Below are 21,141 nucleotides of genomic sequence, written 5' to 3'. Positions count from 1 at the left end.
TTCCGGCCGGGATGCCGGACGGCCTGGCGTTCCGGGACCGCGCCAGGTCGCTTGGATTGCGCGTCGTCGGCGCGTCGTCGATCACCAGCGACCCGGCCCGCGATAGCTACGAGACATGGGAGACGCTGCCCTATGTCAGCGATCCCGGCTTCGACGATGCTCTGGCGACGATCGTCGAACGCCACGGCATCGGCGCCGTCCATGCCCCGCACTTCGTGGTCTGGCGGCATCTGTCTGAGCGCCTGCAGCAGATCGCGCCGGGTGCGCAGCTCTCCGGCGATGACCGCCCCGAAGACCATGAGCGGGCGTATCGCCAACTGCGCGCGCGGATGTCGGCGCCGTATGCGCTGGATATCTCTGCGGCGGTCTCGCCGAAGCCCCCGCTGAGCGCGCTGGAACTGACGGGCCTCGTGCGGCTGGTCGACACCATTCCGGGGATGTGCGCCGAGGAGAAGATGCGCGCCATCACCGAAGTGATGCGCCATGCGCCTCGCGGCGATGTCGTGGAGATCGGGTCGTGGTGGGGGCGCTCGGCGGCGCTCCTCGTCTGGTTGGCCGGACGCTACGACATCGGCAAGGTGCTCTGCGTCGACCCCTGGATGAGTGACGCCATGCCCCAGGGCGACGCTCTGCTCGACAAGACCAGCGCGGAGCTCGACACCGAGGAAGCGCTGCGCATGTTCGAAATTAATCTGGCGCCGCTGGCCGGTGACCGGTTGAACTACCTGCGCGCCCGCGCGGAGGAGGCCGCGGCTCGCTACGGGCCCGACCTCACCGTGCGGACCGAGGCTTTCGGAGAGACGACCTACGAGGGCCAAATCGCCGTCCTGCACATCGACGGCAATCATGCCGAGCATCACGCCGCCCTGGATACCGCGCTCTGGACACCACACGTCATCCCGGGCGGCTGGATCATCTTTGACGACTATGATTGGGCGTTCGGCGACGGCCCCAAGAAGGTCGCCGACGCCTTTATCGCTACGAACAAGGGGCGGGTGGCGAACGTTTTCCAAGCCGGGCCGAGCCTGTTCGTGCAGCTCAAAGGCGAACCCCATGGCTGATTGCGCGCCCCCTTCGACAGACCGCGCAGCCGCCGAACTCCGGGAGCGCGGCTGGACGATCTTCGACGCCGTGATCCCGTCAGCCGAGTTGCGGGACATCCGGAAGGCCATCCTTGAGAGCGTGGGAGATTGCGGCCGGCGTCAGGTCGCCTCGGGCGCCTGCGCGGAGCCGGACGGCACCTCCCACCACGCCGTCGGCCAGTACCCGGCGCTCGACGCCTTCCTCGAACGGGGTTGGCTCGCCGAGCACATAGCCCGCTATTTCGACGGCGCCGCCTATATCCTGCACGCCTTCAACCCAGCGGTCGTGTCGCCGCAGAGGTCGAGCTATCTGCACAACATCCACCGCGACGTGCGCACCCACGCTGGCGACTTCCGCCTGTTGCTGAACATGCTGGTGATGGTCGACGCGTTCACCCTGGAGAACGGCGCGACGCACGTCCTCACCGGCTCGCAGCGCGAACCGATCCAGCCTGACCCCGACCGGTTTTGGAACCAATCGGAGCGCCTAACCGGGCCGGCGGGCAGTATCGTGCTGTTCGACAGCAACCTATGGCACGCCGCCGGCAGCAACACCTCTGCTGCGCCACGCGCCGCCCTGACGCTTAGCTTCAGCCGCGCGTTCGTGAAGCAGCAGATGGACTACCCGCGCTTCCTCGGCGAGGCGTATGGCCGGACCCTGTCACCGGCGATGCGCCAGCTTCTAGGTTATGAGGCCATGACGCCGGTCTCGTACGAGGAATTCTATCGTCCTCGTGAGTCGCGCCTGTACAGGGATGACCAGGGATGACCGGCGTGCGGGACTACGACCAGGAAGCCGGCCAGTTCGGCGAGCGGAAATACAACTACGACTTCGATGAAATTGTCCGTCGTTACATGATGCGAGCGTTCGAGCCCTTCATGCCGAAGGGGCGGGCGCTGGAATTGGGCTGCTACAGGGGCGATTCGACCGCTTGGCTGGTGGGGCGCTACGACGACCTAACGGTGATCGAGGCCGCGCCCAGTCTGGTGGAGGCCGCGCAGGCTCGATTTGGCGACAAGGTCCGCTTCATCTGCTCGACGTTCGAGGACGCGGACCTGCCTGAGCAGTTCGATGCGATCTTCCTCATCAATACGCTCGAGCACCTCGACGATCCGGTCGGCGTGCTGCGGCAGATCCGCAGTTGGCTGTCGCCGCGGGGGAGGCTGTTCCTGCTGGTGCCGAACGCCCAAGCCCCGTCACGCCAGATTGCGGTCAAGATGGGCCTGATCACCCACAACGCGGCGGTGACCGAAGCTGAGCACCGGAACGGACACCGCAACACCTTCTCGTTCGACACCTTGGAGCGCACCGTCCGCGAGGCGGGGCTGCAGGCGACGCAACGTGGGGGGCTGATATTCAAGGGCCTCGCCAACTATCAGTTCGACGCGGCGCTGGAGGCCGGGATCATCGACGACCGCTATGTCGAGGGCTGCTATCAGCTCGGTATGCAATACCCCGAACTCTGCGCGAGCATCTATCTCGTCTGCGAACGGGACGAGCGGTGAGCGGATCTGGCGTCGGCGATGAGATCGACTGGGCGAGCCTCGCCCTGACGCCGCTCGAAGCCGAGGACCTAGACAAGGTCCACGCCTGGCAGAACGACCCGGAAATCCGCGACCTGATCATGGGCTTCCGCGGCCCCATCGTGCGAGAAACCACGGCGGACTGGATCCGCAATCTCCGCGACGAGAGCCTGAAGTCCCGCGTAGTCTTCGGCATCCGCTCGGGCGGCTCCATTCGCGGCATCGCCCAACTGCACGGCATCGACTGGCTGCAGAGGTCCGCCATCCTGGGCGTGTTCGTGGGCGAGCCGAGCGACCGCGGGTCCGGGTTCGGCCGCGGCGCCGTTGCGCTGCTGCTGGACTACGCGTTTCAGGGCCTGGACCTACACCGCGTATCGCTGGAGGTGCTGGCGTCCAACGCACCAGCCCGCCGCCTCTATGAGCGGCTCGGCTTTTCGAGCGAAGGCCTGCTGCGCGAGGCCTTCCTGCGAGCAGGGAAGCGCGAGGACGTCGCGCTCTACGGACTGCTGCACGAGGAATGGACTTTCGCACCGCCTGCCGGGGCGCGGCGCTTGGTCAGCGCCGGCCCTTCGCGACAGGGTTAACGAGGCATTCAGCGGCGCAGGCGATCCTGGTTCCCACGAGGAGCCCACATGTCCGTCGCCTATGAGACTGCATCCCCCGCCGAGATCATGGTCGAGGCCAAGGCCTGCCTGGCCGCCGGCGACCCCCGCACGGCCGCGGAGCTCATTTACGGCGTCACGCAATCGGCCCCCAGCGACACCGAAGCACGCTACTGGCTGGCCAGTGCCCTGATCGCCGCCGACGCGCCGGACGCGGCGCGGATTACCATGGCTGACGCCGTCGCGCTGCACGGCACCGAACTCATGGGCGAAATCGGGGTCGATGTCGGCCGCCTGAGCCGAGATCGAGCTTATGCGGCGGAGATCGCGAGGCAACTCTATCTTCGCCAGTACATGGGGCCGGCGAGCCTGGCCTTCGGTCGAGCGCTCGACTTCGACAACCTGGATCCGCAGCTTCTGATTTCCTACGGCCTTTCGCTCCAGCACCAGGGGCGCGTGGACGAGGCGCTGGAGGTATTCCAGGCCGCGGTCGAGGCCTTCCCGGACCCAGGCATCCACGAGTTTCTGCTCTACAGCCTCTTCTTCGTCGAGAACGGGGCGCAGCGGTATGCGTCGGAAGCCCGCCGATGGGCGGAACTGTATACGTCAGGGCTCAAACCTGTGCGGCCGCGGTTCGACGCGGACAAGGCGGGAAATCGCCGGCTGCGCATTGGTTACATGGCTCCGACATTCACGGGCGCGCAACTCAACCAGTTCGTCACCCCGGTGCTGGAGGCGCACGATCCCGCGGCCGTGGAGGTGATCCTCTACTGCGGGCAGCCGGATTCCGAAGCGGGACTGCCCGACCATCTGCAGTGGCGCAAGGTGGGCGGCCTCCGCGACGAGGCGATCGCCGAGATGGTCCGCGGCGACGGGATCGACGTCCTCGTGGACCTATGGGGCCATACCGCCGGCAGCCGCTTGCGCGTGTTCGCCATGCGGCCGGCGCCGGTCCAGGTGGCATGGATGAACTTCGTCCAGACGACGGGCGTCGACGCCATCGACTATGTGATCCATTGCGATTCGATGGCGGGCCCGGAGGTCGCGGGCTTGTTCGTCGAGAAGATCTGGAGCGCTGGCCCCGTCATGGTGCCCTACAGGCCGGCGAAGGACCGCCCTGCCGAAACGCCCGCTCCAGCGCTCGCGTCCGGTCGCGTGACATTCGGGTCGTTCAACAACCCCGTGAAGCTGAGCGACCAAACCGTCGCGGCTTGGGCGCGCATCCTGCAGGGGCGGCCGGGTTCGCGCTTGGTGCTGAAGTACGGTGCGTTCGTCGACCCAGTGCTCCAGCGGATGACGCGCGCCCGCTTCGCCGCCCATGGGGTGGATATGGAACGCATCGAGTTCCGCGGACGGAGCGAGGGCCGAGAATACCTGGAAGCGTTCCAGGAGATTGATCTGGCGCTGGACCCGTCGCCCTGTCCGGGCGGCACCACCAGTTGCGACGCGCTCGCCAATGGCGTCCCGGTCCTGACCCTGCGCGGCGGCGACTTCTATGCCCGCATAGGCCTCAATACGGTGCTCGCCTGCGGCCTTCCCGAACTGGTCGCGGAGGACTGGGACGACTACGTATCCCGCGCCCTAGGGCTGACCGCCGACGCCCAGGCGCTGAACACCCTTCGCGAGCGCGTTCGGGCCGGCTTCGAGGCCTCCGATTTCCGTGACGAGGTCGGGTTCACCCGCAGAATCGAGGCGGATTTCCGCACCATGTTCGAGCGCTGGGCGTCGACTTGAGGAGTCAGGCCGTCCGGGGCGCCCGGTAAGCCGGGAAGAAGTCGTCGCCGGCGGCCCCGGTCAAGCGTGCGTACCGATCGGCGTCCAGGATCGCGCCACAAAGGTGAGCTTGCACCTCGCTGTTCGCGAAACCGCGCTTGAAGGATGTGAGGCCGTCCTCGACATCGGCGAACCCTGCTCCGCCTCCCAGGTTCACCGGCCCCTGGCCCGCGAAGTGTGTGATGGCGGCGTCGTAGAGGGCGAAATTGGCGCCGTTGGCATAACCCAGGGCGTTCGAGGCGGTGAGGTGGTTGTAGACCACGCCGTCGGCCGCGAACCACAGGGTCATGCCGACGCAATGGTCACCGACGAAGGCGGCGAAGGCGATGATCGCGGGATCGGCCGCAAGAGCCTGGACGTAGGCGTCCGAAAAGGCGGCGACGCCGGAAATCTCCCGCCGCGCGACTAGGCCAGCATAAAGCTCGCGCCAGACGTCGAGGAAGGCGCCAAGGGCTACGGCCTCCACGCGGCAGCGCCGCAGGCCGCGACGGATCCGGTCGCGATGATGCTTGCTGGGCGCATAGGCGCCACGCGCCGGATCGATCACCTGGTGCGTCTTGAACGGACGGCAAAGGCCGAACACCTTCGCCATGTGATCGGGGCCGTGGCGCAGCGGGTCGGGCACTAGGACCACGGAGACGAAGCCATTGCTGCACAGCCGCTCCAGGCCGCCGGCAAGGTCGGCGTTGGGACCGAAGACCGCCAGCGGATAGATTCCGCTGGCGTCGTGGCCTCCCGCGGGAATGGCGCGGCGGATGACGTAGCTGTCCCACTCAGGAACCGAGACGACGGCGTCGCCGGCTAGGCCAGTGGCGTAGGCGCAGCTGGCGTACGGGTGGCTCACGGTCTTGCGGCGAGCGCGCGGTCCAGGGCAGCGGCGATCCGACCGACGCCAGCGCCATCTAGATCAACCGCGAAGGGCAAGCCGAGCGACGCGCGGGCCAGCCGCTCGGTGACCGGCAGCGCTTCGCGGCGGCAATCGGTGAAGGCCGGACTAGCGTGGCAGCCGGCCCCCCACCATTGCCGAGTGTCGACACCTTCAGCGTTCAGCGCTTCGGCGACCGCTTCGGCGGAGCCGTCCGGCAGTGTGACGACGCAGACGCTGGTCACCCAATCGGAACCCCAACCGTCCTGGAAGCGGACATGAGGTTGGCCGATCAGGCCGATGCGCAGATGCTGAGCCGAGCGCATGAAGCGGAGGCGGTCGGCCGGCCAGCCGTCCAGCGCGGCCAGGCCGATCGCGGCGGCATACTCCGAAAGTTTCGCGTTGGTCGCTGGGATCAGGCTTTCTCTCTGGCCGTCGAAGCCGAACGAGGTGAATTGGCGAATCCGGTGGGCCAAGGCCGGATCGCAGGTCGCGACGAAGCCGCCTTCGCCGATGCCCAGGACCTTCGTCGCGTGAAGGCTCACGACGGCAGGCAGGTCGGCGTCGTCCAGCCTGTCGAAGGCCGCGGCCGCGTCGACCAGAACGGGGATGCCGGTCTCGGAGCGGAAGGCCTTCCAGGCGGCGAGGTCGCACATCGCGCCGTGGGCGCAGACCGGGATGACGGCGACGACCTCGGCGCGCTGGGCGGGCGTAAGGGCCATCACGGCGTCGGGGCGGAGCATCCCCGTCTGTGGATCCACGTCCAGCAGCCAGGGTCGCAGGCCGGCTTGAATGACTGCGTGAGCGGTGGCGACGAACGTCCAGGACGGCATCGCGACGTAGCCGCCGGCGGGCAGGTCCATCGCGCAGAGCGCGAGAGTCAGCGCCTGCGTGGCGTTGGTGACGGTGACCACCTGGGTTCCGGCCCGAAAGCGACCCGCCAGGCGTTGCTCGAACTCGTTCAGCAACGGCCCAAAATTGGAGTACCAGCGCGCCTCGTCGATGCGCTGGAGGTAGGGAAGCAGCGACTCCGCGCTGGGCAGGCGCGGACGCGCCACGACCAGGCGGGCGGGCGCCTCGCGATGAGCCTCCTGCAGCGGCGCGTGGTTGGCGGGCAAGCCGGTCCCCTCCGGAAATACCGGACTATGGGGTCACAGCACGGTTAACGCGGGATTAGGGGGCCTGCGGTCAGGCGCCGCGGGGGGCGATCAGGTTGAGGAAGGCCTCGGCGACGCGTCCGGCGCCCAGGCCGTCGCAGACCTCGGCGCTGCTGGCGGCCAGCTGGCGGCGCAGGCCGGCGTCGCGCAGGAGGCGCATGAGCGCCCGGTCGAACGCGGCCTCGAAGTCTCTCGCGGCGAGGTCGACCACGAGCGCGGCCTCGCGCTCGGCGATGGCGCGGGCGGCGGCGCGCTGGTTGTCGGCCAGCACCACCATCAGCGAGGGCAGGCCCAGGACGCAGCGTTCCCAGGTCGTGGAGCCCGCCGCGCCGACGCCGATGTCGGCCTCGGCGGTCAGGCGCGCCATGTGCGGCGTGTCGATGTGCAGCGCCAGCCGTGGATCGCGCCGGGCGATCTTGGTCAGGCCCGGGAGGCTGGGCGCCTGCGCGCCAAGGACCACGTCGAGGCCGATGTCCTGGATGCGCGGACGCAGGAGGTCGACGACCCGGCCGGTGACGCCGCCCACGTCGGTCAGGCCCAGGGACACCAACACGCGCTGCACCGGCTCGCCGCGCCAGGCCAGGGCGGGTTCGCGCAGGGCGGCGAATTCGGGACGGACCGGGGCGTAGGTCGGCCCCAGCAACAGCCGTGTGGTGGCGGGCGTCAGGCTGAGGTAGTCGGCCGCCTTCCGGTCGGGGCCCGAGTCCAGGACCATGTCGGCCCCCAGGGGGCGGTTGGCCAGATCGTCGATGACCAGCACCGGCCGGCCCTGGGCCATGGCGCGGTGGTCGGGTTCGCTGAGCCCGTAGTGGTCGAAGACGATGGCGTCGAAGGCCTCGCGCACGGCGGCCGCGGCCAGGTTCTCGGCCGAGATGCGCGGGGTCTCGGGCGCGAAGGTGTCGAGCATCTCGCCCAGCGCCGGCGGGCCGACGAAGACGCAGGCGGCGCCCTGGGCCGCCAGCGCCTGGGCCAGGGTCAGTGAGCGCATGGCGTGGCCGCCGCCCACGGCGGGGCCGGCGTCGACGACGAAGAGGATCCGCGGTCCGGTCATGGCCCTGGGTCGCCCGGCATTGGGGCGAGGTCGGGGCGGCGGCGGGACACGGGGCCGTTCATGGCCCCCTGATGAGCCGATGCGGCCCCAAAAGCAAAGGGCCGCCCCGAAGGGCGGCCCTCGCGGATCGGACGGGGTCCGAACCTTAGATGATGTTGCCGAAGGCGATGTCGGCCAGTGTCTTCCCGGCCAGGACGACGGCCGAGTCCGCGGACCCGTTGGAGTCGGTATCCGCGAAGACGATCACGTCCGAACCGACCGTGACCGCGTAGTAGAGCACCGCGCCGCCGATCGCAGCATCCGCCTGGGTGAGGGCCGCTGAATAGTCGGAAGCCGTCGTACCCTCGACGTAGTTCGAACCGCTGCCCGCGCCCACCACCGCGAAGTCCAGCTGCGTCGTGCTGCCGAAGTCCAGGATGCGGTCGATGTTGCCGACGGTGATGCCGGAGTCGGCGCTGGTGAAGTTGAAGATGTCCGCACCGCCGCCACCGGCGAGGGTGTCGGCGCCCAGGCCGCCCGTGACCGTCTCGACGCCGCTGGTCCCCGTGATCGAGTCGGCGCCGGCGCCGCCCAGGATGGTGCCCGAGCCCGTGATCGTGTCCGCACCGTTGCCGCCCGACAGGTTGTTCGCGCCGCTGGTGTCGGTGATGACGTCGTCGCTCTCGCCGGTGCTGATGGTGTCGTTGCCAGCGCCGCCGTCGACGGTGTCGCGGCCGGTCACCGTGGTGACGCTGTCCGCGCCGTCGCCGGCTTGGATGTTGGTGCCGGTCGCCGCCACGGTGGACGAGCCCGTGATGGTGTCGTCGCCCGTGCCGCCGACGATGCCCGCGCCACCGGCGAAGGTGATGCTGTCGTTGCCAGCGCCGCCGTTGATGTTGTCGACGCCGCCGCCCGAGGTGCCGCCGGCGTTGATGAGGTCGTCGCCGCCGCCCGCCGAGATGCTGTCGTTGTCGTCGCCGGTCGTGATGGTGTCGATGGCGTCGCCGCTGACCACGGTGTTGTTGCCCGCGCCGCCGGCCACGGTGTTCGCGCCGCCGCCCGCGTCGATGTAGTCGTTGCCGGTCCCGCCGGTGAGGTCATCGGCCCCCGCGCCGGCGCTGACCGTGTCGTTGCCCGACCCGGCGACCAGCGAGTTGACGCCTTCGCCCAGCTGGATGGTCGCGTTGCCGCTGACGGTGGTGACCGTGTCGTCGCCGGCGCCCACGTTGATCGAGATCGTGTCGGTGGAGCCGGACACGCTGTCGGCCAACTCGCCGCCGATGATCGAGCCGCCGCCCGCGGTCGTGATGCGGTTGGCGCCCGCGCCGGCGTCGATGACGTTGGTGCCCGCGCCCGCGGAGATCGTGTCGTTGCCGGTGCCGGTGCTGATGGTGTCATCGCCCGTGCCGGCCGAGACGCTGTCCGCGCCGCTGGCGGTGGAGACGTTGTTGTTGCCGTCGCCGGCGGTGATGCTGTCCACGCCCTCGCCGGCGGTGATCAGGTCGTTGCCCGAGCCGCCGATGACCGTGTTGTCGCCTTCGCCGGCCGCCACGGTGTTGTTGCCGGAACCCGCGTCGATGGAGTCGTTGCCGGCGCCGCCGTCGATCACGTCGGCCCCGGTCGTGGCGGTGGCGGTGTCGTTCCCGGCGCCGAGGGTGACCTGGTTGGAGCCCGCGCCCGCGACGACGCTATCCTCGTTGTCGCCGGCGTTGATCGTGTCGTTGCCGGCTCCGCCGGTGATCGAGTCGTTGCCGATGCCGCCGTCGAGCGAATTGGCTCCGTCGCCGCCGTTCACGGTGTCGTTGCCTTCCTGGCCGCCCAGGGTGTCGTCGCCAGCGCCGCTGGTCAGCGAGTCGTCGCCCAGGTTGCCGAGCAGATAGTCGGCGCCGCTCTGGGCCGCGTTGATGGTGTCGTTGCCCTGGCCGCCCAGCAGCAGGTCGTTGCCGCCGCCGCCGGTGATGCTGTCGTTACCGAGGTTGCCCTGGGCGAACTGGAGCAGGGTCGCATTGGTGAAGGCGCCGACGGTGATCGTGTCATCGTCGCGGCCGCCGTAGATGACGTCGTCGCCGGCCCCGCCGTCGAGCGTGTCGTTGTCCTGGTTGCCCTGGAGCAGGTCGTTGCCGGCCCCGCCGTTCAGGGAGTCGGCGCCGAGGCCGCCGTAGAGGCCGTCGGCCGCCGAGCTGCCGGTGACGTTGTCGACGCCCACGGTGCCGGCGTAGAGGCTCGAGCCGTCCTGGAACAGGGCGGAGGTCTGGCCCACGCTGGGCGCGCGGAAGCCGCCCGGATCGGCGAACGTCAGCGACTTGCCCGGCGCGACGAGGACGATGGTGTCCGGCGTGGTGGAGGTGAAGGGCACGAACTGGACCGAGACCATCGAGGCCGTCAGGTTCGGGTCCTGGAAGATGATGCGGTCATTGGCGGCGCTGTAGGTGCTCGCCTGCGCCTGCGTCATGTCCTCGAAGAAATACGTCGCCACTGTGCGGCCCCCGTTTACGAATCAGGTGATGTCCCTTGCGGGCAGGCTAACTTCAATTCCTTAGACAAAGTTACCGTGACGCTCGAAGCCGGCAAGAAATCATTGCTCTAGGTTGAGCAGACGCCCCGCTTCACGCCGAGCCGTCGTAACGGCGCAACAGTTCCCGCGCGGCGCGATCCGTCTCCAGCAGGGGGGGATAGGGCTCGGCTGTCAACTCGCCGGCGAACGGATGGGCGATCCCTCGCCGCTGCAATTCGCCGTGGAAGCGCTCCAGCTTGCGGCTCCGCCCGTCCATGGGCAGGACGAACAGGGGCTTGCCCGTGGCCGCGGCGTCGGTGGCCAGGTTGGTGGAGTCCTCGGTGACGAGGATGGCGTCGGCCGCGGCGAGGAAGGCGAAGTAGGGGTTCTCGCCCGCCCCGTCCCAAATGATCCCCGGCAGATGCGACAGGGCCGCGGTCATGGCGGCCCGCGCCGGCGCGGGCGTTCGACGGGTGAACGAGAGCATGAGCGAACCCCCGGCCGCCCCGACGGCGCGCGCGACGTCGGCGGCGAGCGCGCGGGCCCGGGCGGGCGACAGCCCGTGCGCCTTGGACTTGCCGCCGACGATCACGGCGACGCGGGGATGGGGCAGGGGGGCGAGGCGATCCTGGAATTTGGCCAGCTCGAGGGTCAGGGTCTCGGGGGTGACCCGGTTGGGCGCGCCAAGGATCGGGAAGACGTTGGCGCCTTGCAGCCCATCATGCTCGGGCGGGACGACCAAATCGAACCGGTCGAGGGGCGCCCGGGGGGCCTGGGTCTGCACGACGAAGGTCTTGCCCTCGCTCCAGGCCAGAATGCGCGTGGACAGCGGCAGGGTGGCGCGGCCCGCGGCGATCCAGATGTCGGGGTAGGGGGCGGTGATCGGGTCGCCTGACCGCGCGCCCGGCGGGATCAGCGGCCAAGGCAGGCGACCCAGGCCGGCCTTCCAGCCGATCCGCTTGACCGCAATATGGGCAGGCTTACGCCGGGCGACGGCCTCGGCCAAGCCGAGGACCTGCGCTTCGATGCCGGCGCGGCCGTCCGAGACGGCCCAGATCCTTAGGGGACGTGCGCCGTTGGCCATCCGAAGTGGGTCAGACCCACTCCACCTTGGTGATCTCGTAGGCCTTCACGCCGCCGGGGGTGTTCACCTCCACGACGTCGCCGGTCTCCTTGCCGATGATCGCGCGCGCGATCGGCGAAGTGACCGACACGCGGCCGCTCTTCACGTCGGCCTCGTGCTCGCCGACGATCTGGTAGCGGGCCTCTTCCTCGGTGTCCTCGTCCACCACCGACACGGTGGCCCCGAACTTCACCTGGGTGCCGGACAGCTTCGACACGTCGATCACCTGGGCGCGCGCCATGCGGTCCTCGATGTCGGCGATCTGGCCTTCGATCCAGCCCTGCCGCTCCTTGGCGGCATGGTACTCGGCGTTTTCCGACAGATCGCCGTGCGCACGCGCCTCGGCGATGGCCGCGATCACCGCGGGCCGCTCGATCGTCTTCAAACGCTTCAGTTCTTCGTCGAGGGCCTTGTAGCCCTCGGCGGTCATCGGGACTTTTTCCATCATGACTCGAGGTTCGCCTTGGTGATCCCCACCCCGGCCGCGGGCGAACGCGACCCGGGGGCAAAGAAGCTAGGATTGTGCGGCGCAAAAATCAAGACCGCGGGTCGGCAAGCTCCAGGGCCGCCACCAGTCCGGGCCGGTTGTCGCCCAGTACCAGCCGCCCGCCATGGAGCTTGGCGCAGGCCGCCACGAGGGCAAGCCCGAGCCCGGAACCCGCCGTGGTGCGCGACGCCTCCAGCCGGACGAAGCGCTCCTGGACCCGCCCCAGATGTTCAGCCGGCACGCCCGGTCCGTCGTCGGCCACGGAGATGCGGGCGTGGCCGACGCTCGTCTCCTCGACCCGGACGACCACGGCGGCGCCGGGTCCGGCATGGATCACGGCATTGTGCAGCAGGTTGCCGACGGCCTGGCGCAGCAGCGCCGGGTGGGCCCGCGCCAGGACGGGGACGCTTGGGGCGTGGGTCACCAGCGTCTGGCCCGCATCCTCGATCGCGGGGCCGAACAGCTCCGCGATGCCCAGGACGAGCGCGGCGACGTCGATCCGCTGCATGTTCTCACGGCTGAGGCCGGACTCGGCGTGGGCGATGTCGAGCAGGGCGTTGAGCGTGGCCAGCACGATGTCAGCCTCGACGTGGGCGTCGTCGAGGGCCTGCATACGCTGGGCTTCGGGCGCTTCGGGATCGGCTGCGCGCACCAGGGCGCCCTTCATCCGGGTCAGGGGCGAGCGCAGATCGTGGGCGATGGAGTCGGCCACCGTGCGCATGCCGGTCATCAGCTCCTCGATCCGGCCCAGCATGACGTTCACCGAGGCGCCCAGGTCGTCGAAGACGTCGCCGTTCGGGTGGACGGGCGCGCGGGCCGAGAGGTCGCCGCCGGCGATCCGCTCGGCGGTGTGGGCGATGGCCCGGGTGCGGCGAAGGAGCATGGCGTTGAGCGCGAAGCCGGCGGCGGCGGCGCCGAAGGCGGTGATCAGGATCGCCAGGGCCGAGCCGCGGAAGACGGCGGCGCGCAGGGCGTCGCGCGCCGACAGATCCTCGGCCACCACCAGGGTGTAGCCGCCGCCCAGGGGCTGGGCGAGCACACGCCAGAGCCGGCGCGGCGAGCTGTCGGGCTCGGCCACCGTGCGCCAGCCGGCGTCGGGCGTATCCAGGGAGCTGACCACATCGGCGCCGGCCAGCATGCGGCCGGACTGGTCCTCCAAGGCGTAGCGAAAGCCGTCGGCCCCGCCGACCTGGGCGTGGCGGTTGAGCGCCGCCGCGAGGCCCGTCACGCCCTCGTCGCGGGCGAAGGCCACGAAGTAGTCGCGCGCCGCGCCGGCGATGGCGTTCTGCTGCCGGGCGATGGCGCGCTCGCCCAGCTGGTCGACGATGAGCAGGCCCACGACCACGGCGGCCAGGGCTACCAGCGCGGCCGCCGCCGGCCAGATCCAGGGCTTCAGGCGCACGGCTCAGGGCCTTTCGGATAGGCGGTAGCCGGAACCTCGGACGGTGTGGAGGAGGGGCGTGTCGAAGCCGTCGTCGATCTTCTTGCGCAGGCGGCTGATGTGGGTGTCGATCAGGCTGGTGTGCGGGTCGAAGCGGTAGTCCCACAGCTCCTCGAGCATCATGGTGCGCGTGACCACGCGGTCCTTGTGGCGCAGCAAGTGTTCGAGCAGCTTGAACTCGCGAGGGAGAAGGTCGAGGCGCTGGCCGGCGCGGGTCACCCGACGGGTCAGGAGGTCCATCTGCAGGTCGCCGCAGGACATGGAGGTCGTCTCCTGCCGCGTGGCCGGGCGGCGCAGCATGGCGGCGAGACGCGCGGAGAGTTCGGAAAAGGCGAAGGGCTTGGCCAGGTAGTCGTCGCCGCCTGCGCGCAGGCCGCGGACCCGCTCGTCGAGCTGGCCGAGGGCCGAGAGGATCAGCAGCGGCGTGTGGACGTCTGCGGCGCGGAGCGCCTTGACCACCGCCAAGCCGTCCATGCCGGGGAGCATGCGGTCGAGGATGACCGCGTCGAAGTCTGCGGAACTGGCGAGGTAGAGGCCGTCGCGGCCGTCGGCCACGTGCTCGACCGTGTAGCCTTCCTGGCGCAGCCCGTTCAGCAGCGTCTCGGCCGTGCCGCCGTCGTCTTCGACGACGAGGATCTTCGCGCCCATCTCGGCGCCTCCATCAGTGACAGCTTGGCCTAATGTAGTGCGAACCGGTCGAAAAAGCGGCGGGCGCCCGGATGGGGGACGCGTAGCGCCCGCCGCCGCCCCCCTTGGTCCCGCCGCACAAACGCAAACGGCAGGGCCAAGAGTGTGACTTCGACTGGATATGGGCGGCCTGGATCAGGCCTTGGTGCAGGCGGCCATGAAGGCCTTGCGGGTCTGGCTGTGGGTCTTCTCGGCCTTCCACTGCTTGGCGCAGTCGGCGGCCTTGGAGGAGGTCGCGGCCGGCGCGGGCTTGGTGGCCGGCGCGGCCTTGGTCGCGGCCATCGCGGACGCGCCGCCGACGAGCGACAGGACGATGGCCGAGGAAAGCAGGATGTTGCGCATGGGTGGGATGGTCTCCGGTAGGGCCGCCGTTGCGGCGACGGAGGACATCTGACGCCCCTGGGCTCGCGCCGCCCTGACCGCCGCCTCGCAAATTTGTAAGGTTCGCACTAGGTGTGCGCGGACCTCCAGGAGAGCGCCATGGCCGCCAAGCGCGGGATCACCCTCTATCACTCGCCGGGCAGCCGGGCGTTCACGGCGTACTGGATGCTCGAGGAGATCGGCGTCGCCTTCGACGTGCGGACCGTCGACATCCGCAAAGGGGAGCAGAAGGCGGCGGCCTACCTGAGGCTGAACCCCGCCGGCAAGGTGCCCACGCTCACCGACGGCGAGGTGGTGGTGAGCGAGAACCCGGCGATCGCGATCTACCTGGCCGACCGCTACAGCTACGGAACTCTGGCGCCGCGCATCGAGGACAAGGACCGCGGCGCGTACCTGAAGTGGATGGTCTATGCGACCGCCGTGGTGGATCCGGTGGCCTCGCTCCATCAGCAGAAGATCGACCTGCCGGGCTTCGACGTTGGCTTCGGCGCTTTCGACGACATGGTCCAGGCGCTGACCACGACACTGGAGGGCCGCAAGTGGCTGCTGGGCGACCGGTTCAGCGCGGCGGACGTCGTGCTGGGCGGCACGATCTCACGGCTGTTCTACCAGAAGGTCCTGCCCGAGCATCCGGTGCTGGTGGAGTACAATGCGCGCCTGACCCACCGCGAGGCCTATCACCGCGCCGCCGACGCCACCTGGCCGGCGCACCTCTATCCGACTTTCCAGCACTGAGGCCGGTCAGGCGCTCTCGCTGACTATGGCGCCCTTCAGTTCTTCCGCATCGGGCGCCTCGAAGACCCCCTCGATGAACTCGAAGTGCTCGGGCTTCACCTCGATGGCGAAGTTCTCGCCACGGATCACGTTGCGCTCCGCCACCCGGGCGCGCCGCACCTCGACCGGCGCGGTGACGAAGTGGAACTGCAGCGGCAGGCCGGCGCCTTCGGCGATCTCGCGCACCCGGGCCCGGTCGTCCCTGCGCATCAGGCCGATATCGAGGATCACCGAGACGCCGGTCGCCAGCACGCCGGCGGCGACCGACCAGATCTGCGCCTCGCAGCGCTGCACCCGTTCGATCATCCATTCGTACTCGATCGGCTGGGGCATGTCGGGCGCGAAGAGTTGCGCCATCCACTCGTCGAGCACGAACGCGACTGCTTTCTCCCGGCGGGCGAAGGCGTGGGCGTAGACCGTCTTGCCGGCGCCCGAGGGGCCGAAGATCACATGCAGGGTAGCCGTCATGCGCCGCCTCTAGCGGAGCAGGTGCGGAACGTCGACTTGACGTTCAGAATATAACCAAATAGTTCTAGAACCTATGAGTTATGAACAACAGCTCGACGCGACCTTCGCGGCGCTGGCCGATCCCACCCGGCGGGCGATCCTCGCCCGGCTGGCGACCGGGGAAGCCTCGGTGCAGGAGCTGGCGGAACCGTTTTCGATGAGCCAGCCGGCGATCTCCAAGCACCTCAAGGTGCTGGAGAGGGCAGGTCTCATCCACCGCGGCCGCGACGCCCAGCGCCGACCGGCCCGCATTGACGCCAAGCCGCTGAAGGACGCCAACCTCTGGATCGAGCGGTACCGCGAACTCTGGGAGGCAAACTACGCGCGCCTCGACAGCCTGCTCGACGAATTGCAGGCCGCACTTCCCTCGAAGAAGGACTGAACGATGCCGAAACCTGTTGAAGTCTCCACGCCGTCCGATCGCGAAGTTGTGGTCACCCGTACGTTCGCAGCCCCGCGCGAACTGGTCTGGGACGCCCACACCAAGCCCGAGTTGCTCAAGCGCTGGCTGCTGGGCCCCGAAGGCTGGAGCATGCCCTACTGCACCGTCGACCTGCGGGTGGGTGGCAAGTACCGCTATGTCTGGCGCAACGACACCGAGGGCCAGGAATTCGGCTCGCACGGCGAGCACCTGGAGATCGACCCCCACGCCAAGATCGTCACCACGGAGCGCATGGACGGGCTCGATGGCCAGCCTCTGAACTACGAGAATCCGGTGGAACTGGGCGATCCGTCGATCAACACCCTGACGCTGGCCGAGAGCGGCGGGCGCACCACACTGGTCATCGCCATGGTCTTCCCGTCGAAAGAGATCCGCGACATGGCCGTGGGTTCGGGCATGACCGACGGCATGGCGGCTGGCTACGACCGCCTCGACGCGGTGCTGGACGCCGAGAAGGTCGGCTGACGCATGGTCCCGCGCCGTGACCTGATGATCGACACGGCCAAGGACAGGATGCGGGCCTTCGCGAGGGGCGGGGGCGCAGGGGGGGGAGATGATCACCATCTACAACTTCCACCGGGGCGTGCGCGGACTGCGCGTGGCCTGGCAGTGCGAGGAGATGGAGCTGGAGTGGCGGCGGAAGGTGTTCGCCTATCCGCCGCCGCCCGAGTACCGCGCCAAGTACCCGCCAGGTTCGGTACCGTTCCTGGAGGACGACGATGGCGTGGGCATGGGCGAGTCCGTGGCCATGATGATCTACCTGGCCCAGCGGTACGGGCCGACGCCGCTGTTGCCGGCCGAGCCCGCAGCCATGGCCCTCACGCTGCAACTCACCGTGTTCAGCGAGGCGGCGCTCGGCGGGCTGATGAACCCGCTGACGGGCACCAAGTTCGTGGCGCCCGACGACCAGAAGGCCAACTGGACCCAGGGCTTCTGCGAGGCGCGGATCATCGACGGCCTGGACTATGCGGCCGGTCTGCTGGGCGGGCGCGAGTTCTTCGTGGGCGACGACCTCACCCTCGCCGACATCGCGGTCTCCACGGCGATGGGCATGTGGAAGGGCGCGCTGGGCAAGGATATCCCGCAGACGCTTGGCGCCCACCGCGACCGGATGATGGCGCGCCCCGCCTACGAGCGCGCCAGGGACGGCGTCAGCGCACCGTGAGCCCGCCGTCGATCACCAGTTCCTGGCCGGTGACGTAGCGGCTCTCGTTCGAGCAGAGCCATAGCACGCCGTTGGCGATGTCCTCCGGCCAGCCCTTCACGCCCAGGGGCACCGCCATGGCCGACATGGCGTCGAGGTCCGGCGGGGCGTTCGCGCCGGGATTCAGCGCCTCGGTGACGGTGTTCCAGATGGGCGTTTCGATGAGGCCGGGGTGGACCGAGTTCACCCGGATGCCGTCCTTGGCGTTGGCGCATTCCATGGCCACGGCCTTGGTGAAGAGCCGCACGCCGCCCTTTGTGGCGCAATAGCCGGCCAGGTTCGCGGAACCCTTGAGGCCGGCCACCGACGAAATGTTGACGATGCTGCCGCCGTCGCCCGAAGCGCGCATCAGCGGGATCGCGTACTTGGTGCCTAGGAACACGCCGTCGAGGTTGATGGCGGTCTGGCGGCGCCAGTTCGCGAGGGTCATCTCGAGGATCGAGCCGCCGATGCCGATGCCGGCGTTGTTGACCAGAAAGTCCAGGCGGCCGTGACGGGTCTTGATCCCTTGGATCACGTCGATCCAGACGTCCTCGTCGGTGACGTCCTGGCGGCGGTACTCGGCCTTGCCGCCCGCCTTCTGGATGCCCGCGACCACCTCTTCGCCCAGGGCGTCCTGGATGTCGGTGACCACGACGAAGGCGCCCTCGGCCGCCAGCTTCTCGGCGCACCCGCGGCCGATACCGCTGGCTCCGCCCGTCACAAGCGCCACCTTGCCGTTCACCCGACCCGACATCTTCGTCCCTCCCTTATCGTTGATAAGTTGAAGTCGTAGCGCGCCGGGCGTCGACCGGATAGCCCTCCTGTGTTCGCTGCAGCCGGGCTTGACCGTGGGGCCGTCGGGTCGGAGGAGGGAGGGATGCAGATCGACATCCGCCCCTGCGCGCCCGAGGAGGCCGCCGCGTTGGCGCTGGTGGGGCAGGCGACGTTCCTGGAGACGTATGCCCACATCCTGCCGGGTGCGGACATCGTGGCGCACTGCGAGCGGGAACACGGCGAGGCGCGCTATGCGGCGTGGCTGGCGCGGCCGGGCGCCTATCGGTTCTGGGGCGCCTATGTCGCGGCCGGCGGCCCAATGGTCGGCTACGTCATGCTGAGTCCGCCGGACCTGCCCATGCCGACCGAGCGGGATGACCTGGAGATCAAGCGGATCTACCTGTTGTCACGCTTCCAGGGCGGGGGCGTGGGCTGGCGTCTGATGACGACGGCGCTGGACGCCGCCAAGGCGCTGGGCGCCCGGCGCGTGCTGCTGGGCGTCTACGGCGAGAACGCGAGCGCGATCGCCTTCTACGCCCGCCAGGGGTTCACCCAGGCGGGCGTGCGGAAATTCCAGGTCGGCGCCAACACCTATGACGATCTGGTGCTGGCGAGGGAGCTCTAGGTCCCTACTGCATCCACTTGGGTTCGGTGCTGCCTGTGGTCATGATCCCGTAGATCAGGCCGATGGCGAGCAGGACGATGGCGGCGACCATGACGATCCCCACGACGCCTTCGAACTTCTCGGCCAGATGCTTGGGCTTGTGATGACGGACTTCGCCGGTATGCGGCTCGGTATGCATGAGACTTCCTCGCAATCCTGTTGGTGGAGTTCTTGAGCTCCACGCCAGGCTGCGGCAGACGCCAGAGGCGTCCTCCGGAAGTTCGCGGGGCCCTTTCGAGGGGGCCGGGCGGGCCGCCGGAGCGCGCCCTTGCCGCCTGTCTCAGTCAGGCGATTTGGAGAGTCTGCGCCTGTGGCGATGGCGGGTCAATCAGCAAGCGTGAGTGACGGCCTGCGGCGCCGACGTTGTGGGAGGCGCGGATCCCGCCGACCTCCGACGGCGGAGGCCGATGCCGATCGCGCCGAAACCGAGCAGAAGCATGGACCACGTGGCGGGCTCCGGCGTGGCTGATTCCGCCACGGCCCAGGCCGCTGCCCCCACGGGGCTGGTCAGCGTCCCATCGTCCTTGATCCGCCAATAGTGGTTGCCGTTGGCCATCAAGGGGTCGTGGACGATAAGCGTCTTGTTGTCCTTGCCCGCATCGATGTCGCCGACCACCGTGACCCAGTGATAGCCGTCGTTGGGCCAGGCGATCAGGAACTCGACGTCCTGGCCCTTGCGAAGCTCGCTTTTCACGAAGTCGAAGGTCTTGGCGCCCGACGCGTTCGGGTCGGCGTTGCCGCCCTCGACGACCAGTGGCAGCTTCTTATCCTTGATGAAGGCTTCTTTGCCCGTCTTGAGGTCGTTGTCGTTGAGGCCCGTGTAGCCCCTGTCCTTGTAGCCGTCCTTGTTCGGCAGGGCGTTGTCCGGGGCGAAGCCCGGCTTCATGGCCTGAGCCAACTGCAGAACCAGCGCCTGCTGGTCGATGCTGCCATCGGGCTTGGTCGGCAGCTTGTCCGCAAACCCATGCTTGTTCGCCAAGTAGATCAGCGAGTTGGCCGTCGAGGTGGGGCCGCATTCGTTCCAGTACTGCTTGATGTCGCCAACGCCGCCTCGCAGATAGCCCTCGATCTTCGCCGTGTCTGGCGGCGGCGGGGGCTCGGCGGGCGGACTGGCCCCGATGGGCGGACCGGACTGACCTGCGTAGTCCGTGAAGGCCCAATTTGTGGCGCCCATCTGCACCGCCTGGGTGGTCCACGTCGCGTCGACCGTCGGCGAGGCAAGGAAGGGCGTGTCGTTGATGATCGCCGACAGGCTGAGGGTCGAGCCACTCGCCGCATTCGTGAAATCGGTGAACCAGACGTTGTTGCGCTCGAGGGCGGCGAGACCTGAGAGAGGGATGGGCTGGTTCTGCACAAGCCAGGCGCCGCCACCGGAGAGCACGTTCAGATAGCCGAAGCCGCCGACGGAGCCACTGATCGCGGGCGAGAGCGCTCCCGCGCCGAGGTCAAAGCCGAAAATCGTGCTGCCCGAGACGGGTGCGACCACCTGCGTGAGATCGAACGTCCCGGCGAACGAGACAACCGAGGCCGCGGTCGCTGCGCCGCCGATCGACAGGGCGACAACCGCGACAAAGGCGCCGCAAGCGAGACGTGTCCTGTGCGAGGGGAGGCGAGCAACGCCCTTATCGTCCAGGAGCAGGGATGCACGGAAAAGCGATCGCATGGTCACGCCTCCATTGATGCCTCGAGGCATCCCAGCACGAGGTCTTCGACCTGAAGTTGACGAAGATCAAAATCTCAATGCATCAGCCGTGGACTTCCAGGCCGCTCGGGGCCACATCGGCCGCGAACTTCCGGAGACGCGCATGGTCCACCTCGACGACTTCATCGATGACGGCGAAGAGGGGCCGGACGTGGCGGCCGATTTCGCGGCCCTGAAGGGCTGCCTGAAGGCCTTGGCCGACGCTATCGCCAGCACCAACCTGGCCGTGATCAACGGCGCCCAGGGCGACGTGCAGGCGGCGACCCAGCGGGTGCAGGCCTCCATCGGCGCCCTGAAGCGCTTCCATGACGCGATGAAGGTGCTGGAAGCCGGGACCGAAGAGGAAGCGGCCGAAGGCCAGGAGGAAGACGAGGAGTAGCCTTCCCTCCCGTGACGGGGAGGGACAGATCGCGAAGCGATCAGGGTGAGGAGGTGTCGATCCTCCC

General features: G+C 68.8%; 24 protein-coding genes. 11 read left to right on the top strand and 13 right to left on the bottom strand.

Translation table 11 applies throughout. The features are described from left to right. Window positions 1–11 precede the first annotated feature (11 nt). From ACODSY_RS11055 to ACODSY_RS11035, 5 genes are all read left to right on the top strand, one after another. The gene (locus ACODSY_RS11055) at window positions 12–1,061 is read left to right on the top strand and encodes a class I SAM-dependent methyltransferase (RefSeq protein ID WP_488951798.1); all 1,050 of its coding nucleotides are present in this window, start codon (window positions 12–14) and stop codon (window positions 1,059–1,061) included. After that, window positions 1,054–1,851 carry a phytanoyl-CoA dioxygenase family protein gene (locus ACODSY_RS11050; RefSeq protein WP_488951797.1) on the top strand — a complete coding sequence of 266 codons (798 nt, stop codon included), beginning with the start codon at window positions 1,054–1,056 and terminating at the stop codon, window positions 1,849–1,851. Before ACODSY_RS11055 ends, ACODSY_RS11050 begins: the two co-directional genes overlap by 8 nt. After that, window positions 1,848–2,588, top strand: coding sequence for a class I SAM-dependent methyltransferase (locus ACODSY_RS11045; protein WP_488951796.1), 741 nt, complete (start codon window positions 1,848–1,850; stop codon window positions 2,586–2,588). Before ACODSY_RS11050 ends, ACODSY_RS11045 begins: the two co-directional genes overlap by 4 nt. Then, the gene (locus ACODSY_RS11040; RefSeq protein ID WP_488951795.1) at window positions 2,585–3,190 is read left to right on the top strand and encodes a GNAT family N-acetyltransferase; all 606 of its coding nucleotides are present in this window, start codon (window positions 2,585–2,587) and stop codon (window positions 3,188–3,190) included. Before ACODSY_RS11045 ends, ACODSY_RS11040 begins: the two co-directional genes overlap by 4 nt. Before the next feature lie 87 nt (window positions 3,191–3,277). Beyond that, on the top strand, window positions 3,278–4,942 hold the full coding sequence (locus ACODSY_RS11035; RefSeq protein ID WP_488951794.1) for an O-linked N-acetylglucosamine transferase, SPINDLY family protein: 1,665 nt from the start codon (window positions 3,278–3,280) through the stop codon (window positions 4,940–4,942). Between the two features lie 4 nt (window positions 4,943–4,946). On the opposite strand, the gene ACODSY_RS11030 is transcribed toward ACODSY_RS11035, so the two are convergent. From ACODSY_RS11030 to ACODSY_RS10990, 9 genes are all read right to left on the bottom strand, one after another. After that, window positions 4,947–5,825, bottom strand: coding sequence for a GNAT family N-acetyltransferase (locus ACODSY_RS11030; protein WP_488951793.1), 879 nt, complete (start codon window positions 5,823–5,825; stop codon window positions 4,947–4,949). Continuing rightward, complete coding sequence (locus tag ACODSY_RS11025; RefSeq protein WP_488951792.1) at window positions 5,822–6,964, bottom strand: DegT/DnrJ/EryC1/StrS family aminotransferase; 1,143 nt, start codon at window positions 6,962–6,964, stop codon at window positions 5,822–5,824. The genes ACODSY_RS11030 and ACODSY_RS11025 overlap by 4 nt, the downstream gene beginning before the upstream one ends. A gap of 70 nt (window positions 6,965–7,034) precedes the next feature. Next, complete coding sequence (pseG, locus tag ACODSY_RS11020) at window positions 7,035–8,054, bottom strand: UDP-2,4-diacetamido-2,4,6-trideoxy-beta-L-altropyranose hydrolase (RefSeq protein ID WP_488951791.1); 1,020 nt, start codon at window positions 8,052–8,054, stop codon at window positions 7,035–7,037. A gap of 145 nt (window positions 8,055–8,199) precedes the next feature. Further along, window positions 8,200–10,509, bottom strand: coding sequence for a beta strand repeat-containing protein (locus ACODSY_RS11015; RefSeq protein WP_488951790.1), 2,310 nt, complete (start codon window positions 10,507–10,509; stop codon window positions 8,200–8,202). 130 nt (window positions 10,510–10,639) lie between these two features. Then, the gene (locus ACODSY_RS11010) at window positions 10,640–11,611 is read right to left on the bottom strand and encodes a mitochondrial fission ELM1 family protein (protein WP_488951789.1); all 972 of its coding nucleotides are present in this window, start codon (window positions 11,609–11,611) and stop codon (window positions 10,640–10,642) included. Window positions 11,612–11,621: 10 nt separating this feature from the next. Then, entirely contained in the window at window positions 11,622–12,095 is a 474-nt protein-coding gene (greA, locus tag ACODSY_RS11005) for a transcription elongation factor GreA (RefSeq protein ID WP_488951853.1), read from the bottom strand. Window positions 12,096–12,186: 91 nt separating this feature from the next. Continuing rightward, window positions 12,187–13,539 (bottom strand): sensor histidine kinase, encoded by a 1,353-nt coding sequence (locus ACODSY_RS11000; RefSeq protein ID WP_488951788.1) that lies wholly within the window; start codon window positions 13,537–13,539, stop codon window positions 12,187–12,189. Between the two features lie 3 nt (window positions 13,540–13,542). Further along, on the bottom strand, window positions 13,543–14,226 hold the full coding sequence (locus ACODSY_RS10995; RefSeq protein WP_488951787.1) for a response regulator transcription factor: 684 nt from the start codon (window positions 14,224–14,226) through the stop codon (window positions 13,543–13,545). Window positions 14,227–14,400: 174 nt separating this feature from the next. Further along, window positions 14,401–14,655: a hypothetical protein gene (locus ACODSY_RS10990; RefSeq protein WP_488951786.1), complete on the bottom strand. Its 255-nt coding sequence runs from the start codon at window positions 14,653–14,655 to the stop codon at window positions 14,401–14,403. A 90-nt stretch (window positions 14,656–14,745) separates the two neighbouring features. On the opposite strand from ACODSY_RS10990, the gene ACODSY_RS10985 reads away from it, so the two are divergent. Further along, window positions 14,746–15,381 (top strand): glutathione S-transferase family protein, encoded by a 636-nt coding sequence (locus tag ACODSY_RS10985; RefSeq protein WP_488951785.1) that lies wholly within the window; start codon window positions 14,746–14,748, stop codon window positions 15,379–15,381. A 6-nt stretch (window positions 15,382–15,387) separates the two neighbouring features. Here the strand turns inward: ACODSY_RS10985 and ACODSY_RS10980 are convergent, their stop codons facing one another. Beyond that, on the bottom strand, window positions 15,388–15,888 hold the full coding sequence (locus tag ACODSY_RS10980; protein ID WP_488951784.1) for a P-loop nucleotide/nucleoside kinase family protein: 501 nt from the start codon (window positions 15,886–15,888) through the stop codon (window positions 15,388–15,390). Window positions 15,889–15,961: 73 nt separating this feature from the next. Here ACODSY_RS10980 and ACODSY_RS10975 point away from each other — a divergent pair, with 73 nt between their 5' ends. The 3 genes from ACODSY_RS10975 (at window position 15,962) to ACODSY_RS10965 (ending at window position 17,534) form a co-directional block, all read left to right on the top strand. After that, a complete protein-coding gene (locus tag ACODSY_RS10975; RefSeq protein ID WP_488951783.1) occupies window positions 15,962–16,309 on the top strand; it encodes an ArsR/SmtB family transcription factor in 348 nt (115 codons plus the stop codon). A gap of 3 nt (window positions 16,310–16,312) precedes the next feature. Continuing rightward, on the top strand, window positions 16,313–16,834 hold the full coding sequence (locus ACODSY_RS10970; protein WP_488951782.1) for an SRPBCC family protein: 522 nt from the start codon (window positions 16,313–16,315) through the stop codon (window positions 16,832–16,834). 88 nt (window positions 16,835–16,922) lie between these two features. Then, window positions 16,923–17,534, top strand: a complete 612-nt coding sequence (locus ACODSY_RS10965; protein ID WP_488951781.1) for a glutathione S-transferase family protein — start codon at window positions 16,923–16,925, stop codon at window positions 17,532–17,534. On the opposite strand, the gene ACODSY_RS10960 is transcribed toward ACODSY_RS10965, so the two are convergent. Further along, window positions 17,521–18,309, bottom strand: coding sequence for an SDR family NAD(P)-dependent oxidoreductase (locus tag ACODSY_RS10960; RefSeq protein ID WP_488951780.1), 789 nt, complete (start codon window positions 18,307–18,309; stop codon window positions 17,521–17,523). The two genes, ACODSY_RS10965 and ACODSY_RS10960, sit on opposite strands and share 14 nt — an antisense overlap. A 123-nt stretch (window positions 18,310–18,432) precedes the next feature. Between ACODSY_RS10960 and ACODSY_RS10955 the strand changes: the two genes are divergently transcribed. Further along, window positions 18,433–18,954, top strand: coding sequence for a GNAT family N-acetyltransferase (locus ACODSY_RS10955; RefSeq protein WP_488951779.1), 522 nt, complete (start codon window positions 18,433–18,435; stop codon window positions 18,952–18,954). A gap of 4 nt (window positions 18,955–18,958) precedes the next feature. Here ACODSY_RS10955 and ACODSY_RS10950 read toward each other — a convergent pair whose 3' ends face one another. Both ACODSY_RS10950 and ACODSY_RS10945 read right to left on the bottom strand, forming a co-directional pair. After that, entirely contained in the window at window positions 18,959–19,132 is a 174-nt protein-coding gene (locus tag ACODSY_RS10950) for a hypothetical protein (RefSeq protein WP_488951778.1), read from the bottom strand. Between the two features lie 189 nt (window positions 19,133–19,321). Next, on the bottom strand, window positions 19,322–20,656 hold the full coding sequence (locus ACODSY_RS10945; protein ID WP_488951777.1) for a PEPxxWA-CTERM sorting domain-containing protein: 1,335 nt from the start codon (window positions 20,654–20,656) through the stop codon (window positions 19,322–19,324). A gap of 142 nt (window positions 20,657–20,798) precedes the next feature. Between ACODSY_RS10945 and ACODSY_RS10940 the strand changes: the two genes are divergently transcribed. Continuing rightward, a complete protein-coding gene (locus ACODSY_RS10940; RefSeq protein WP_488951776.1) occupies window positions 20,799–21,074 on the top strand; it encodes a hypothetical protein in 276 nt (91 codons plus the stop codon). Window positions 21,075–21,141 lie beyond the last annotated feature (67 nt).

Source organism: Phenylobacterium sp. FG114 (genome assembly GCF_057809855.1).
This window is presented reverse-complemented; position numbering and strand designations above follow the sequence as displayed.

Coding starts and splice junctions, on each gene's coding strand:
- ACODSY_RS10965 (WP_488951781.1), top strand. CDS start 16,923: ATGATCACCATCTACAACTTCCACCGGGGCGTGCGCGGACTGCGCGTG.
- ACODSY_RS10980 (WP_488951784.1), bottom strand. CDS start 15,888: ATGACGGCTACCCTGCATGTGATCTTCGGCCCCTCGGGCGCCGGCAAG.
- ACODSY_RS10945 (WP_488951777.1), bottom strand. CDS start 20,656: ATGCGATCGCTTTTCCGTGCATCCCTGCTCCTGGACGATAAGGGCGTT.
- ACODSY_RS11055 (WP_488951798.1), top strand. CDS start 12: ATGCCGGACGGCCTGGCGTTCCGGGACCGCGCCAGGTCGCTTGGATTG.
- ACODSY_RS10975 (WP_488951783.1), top strand. CDS start 15,962: ATGAGTTATGAACAACAGCTCGACGCGACCTTCGCGGCGCTGGCCGAT.
- ACODSY_RS10955 (WP_488951779.1), top strand. CDS start 18,433: ATGCAGATCGACATCCGCCCCTGCGCGCCCGAGGAGGCCGCCGCGTTG.
- pseG (WP_488951791.1), bottom strand. CDS start 8,054: ATGACCGGACCGCGGATCCTCTTCGTCGTCGACGCCGGCCCCGCCGTG.
- ACODSY_RS10990 (WP_488951786.1), bottom strand. CDS start 14,655: ATGTCCTCCGTCGCCGCAACGGCGGCCCTACCGGAGACCATCCCACCC.
- ACODSY_RS10950 (WP_488951778.1), bottom strand. CDS start 19,132: ATGCATACCGAGCCGCATACCGGCGAAGTCCGTCATCACAAGCCCAAG.
- ACODSY_RS10995 (WP_488951787.1), bottom strand. CDS start 14,226: ATGGGCGCGAAGATCCTCGTCGTCGAAGACGACGGCGGCACGGCCGAG.
- greA (WP_488951853.1), bottom strand. CDS start 12,095: ATGGAAAAAGTCCCGATGACCGCCGAGGGCTACAAGGCCCTCGACGAA.
- ACODSY_RS11035 (WP_488951794.1), top strand. CDS start 3,278: ATGGTCGAGGCCAAGGCCTGCCTGGCCGCCGGCGACCCCCGCACGGCC.
- ACODSY_RS10970 (WP_488951782.1), top strand. CDS start 16,313: ATGCCGAAACCTGTTGAAGTCTCCACGCCGTCCGATCGCGAAGTTGTG.
- ACODSY_RS11050 (WP_488951797.1), top strand. CDS start 1,054: ATGGCTGATTGCGCGCCCCCTTCGACAGACCGCGCAGCCGCCGAACTC.
- ACODSY_RS10960 (WP_488951780.1), bottom strand. CDS start 18,309: ATGTCGGGTCGGGTGAACGGCAAGGTGGCGCTTGTGACGGGCGGAGCC.
- ACODSY_RS11010 (WP_488951789.1), bottom strand. CDS start 11,611: ATGGCCAACGGCGCACGTCCCCTAAGGATCTGGGCCGTCTCGGACGGC.
- ACODSY_RS11045 (WP_488951796.1), top strand. CDS start 1,848: ATGACCGGCGTGCGGGACTACGACCAGGAAGCCGGCCAGTTCGGCGAG.
- ACODSY_RS10985 (WP_488951785.1), top strand. CDS start 14,746: ATGGCCGCCAAGCGCGGGATCACCCTCTATCACTCGCCGGGCAGCCGG.
- ACODSY_RS10940 (WP_488951776.1), top strand. CDS start 20,799: ATGGTCCACCTCGACGACTTCATCGATGACGGCGAAGAGGGGCCGGAC.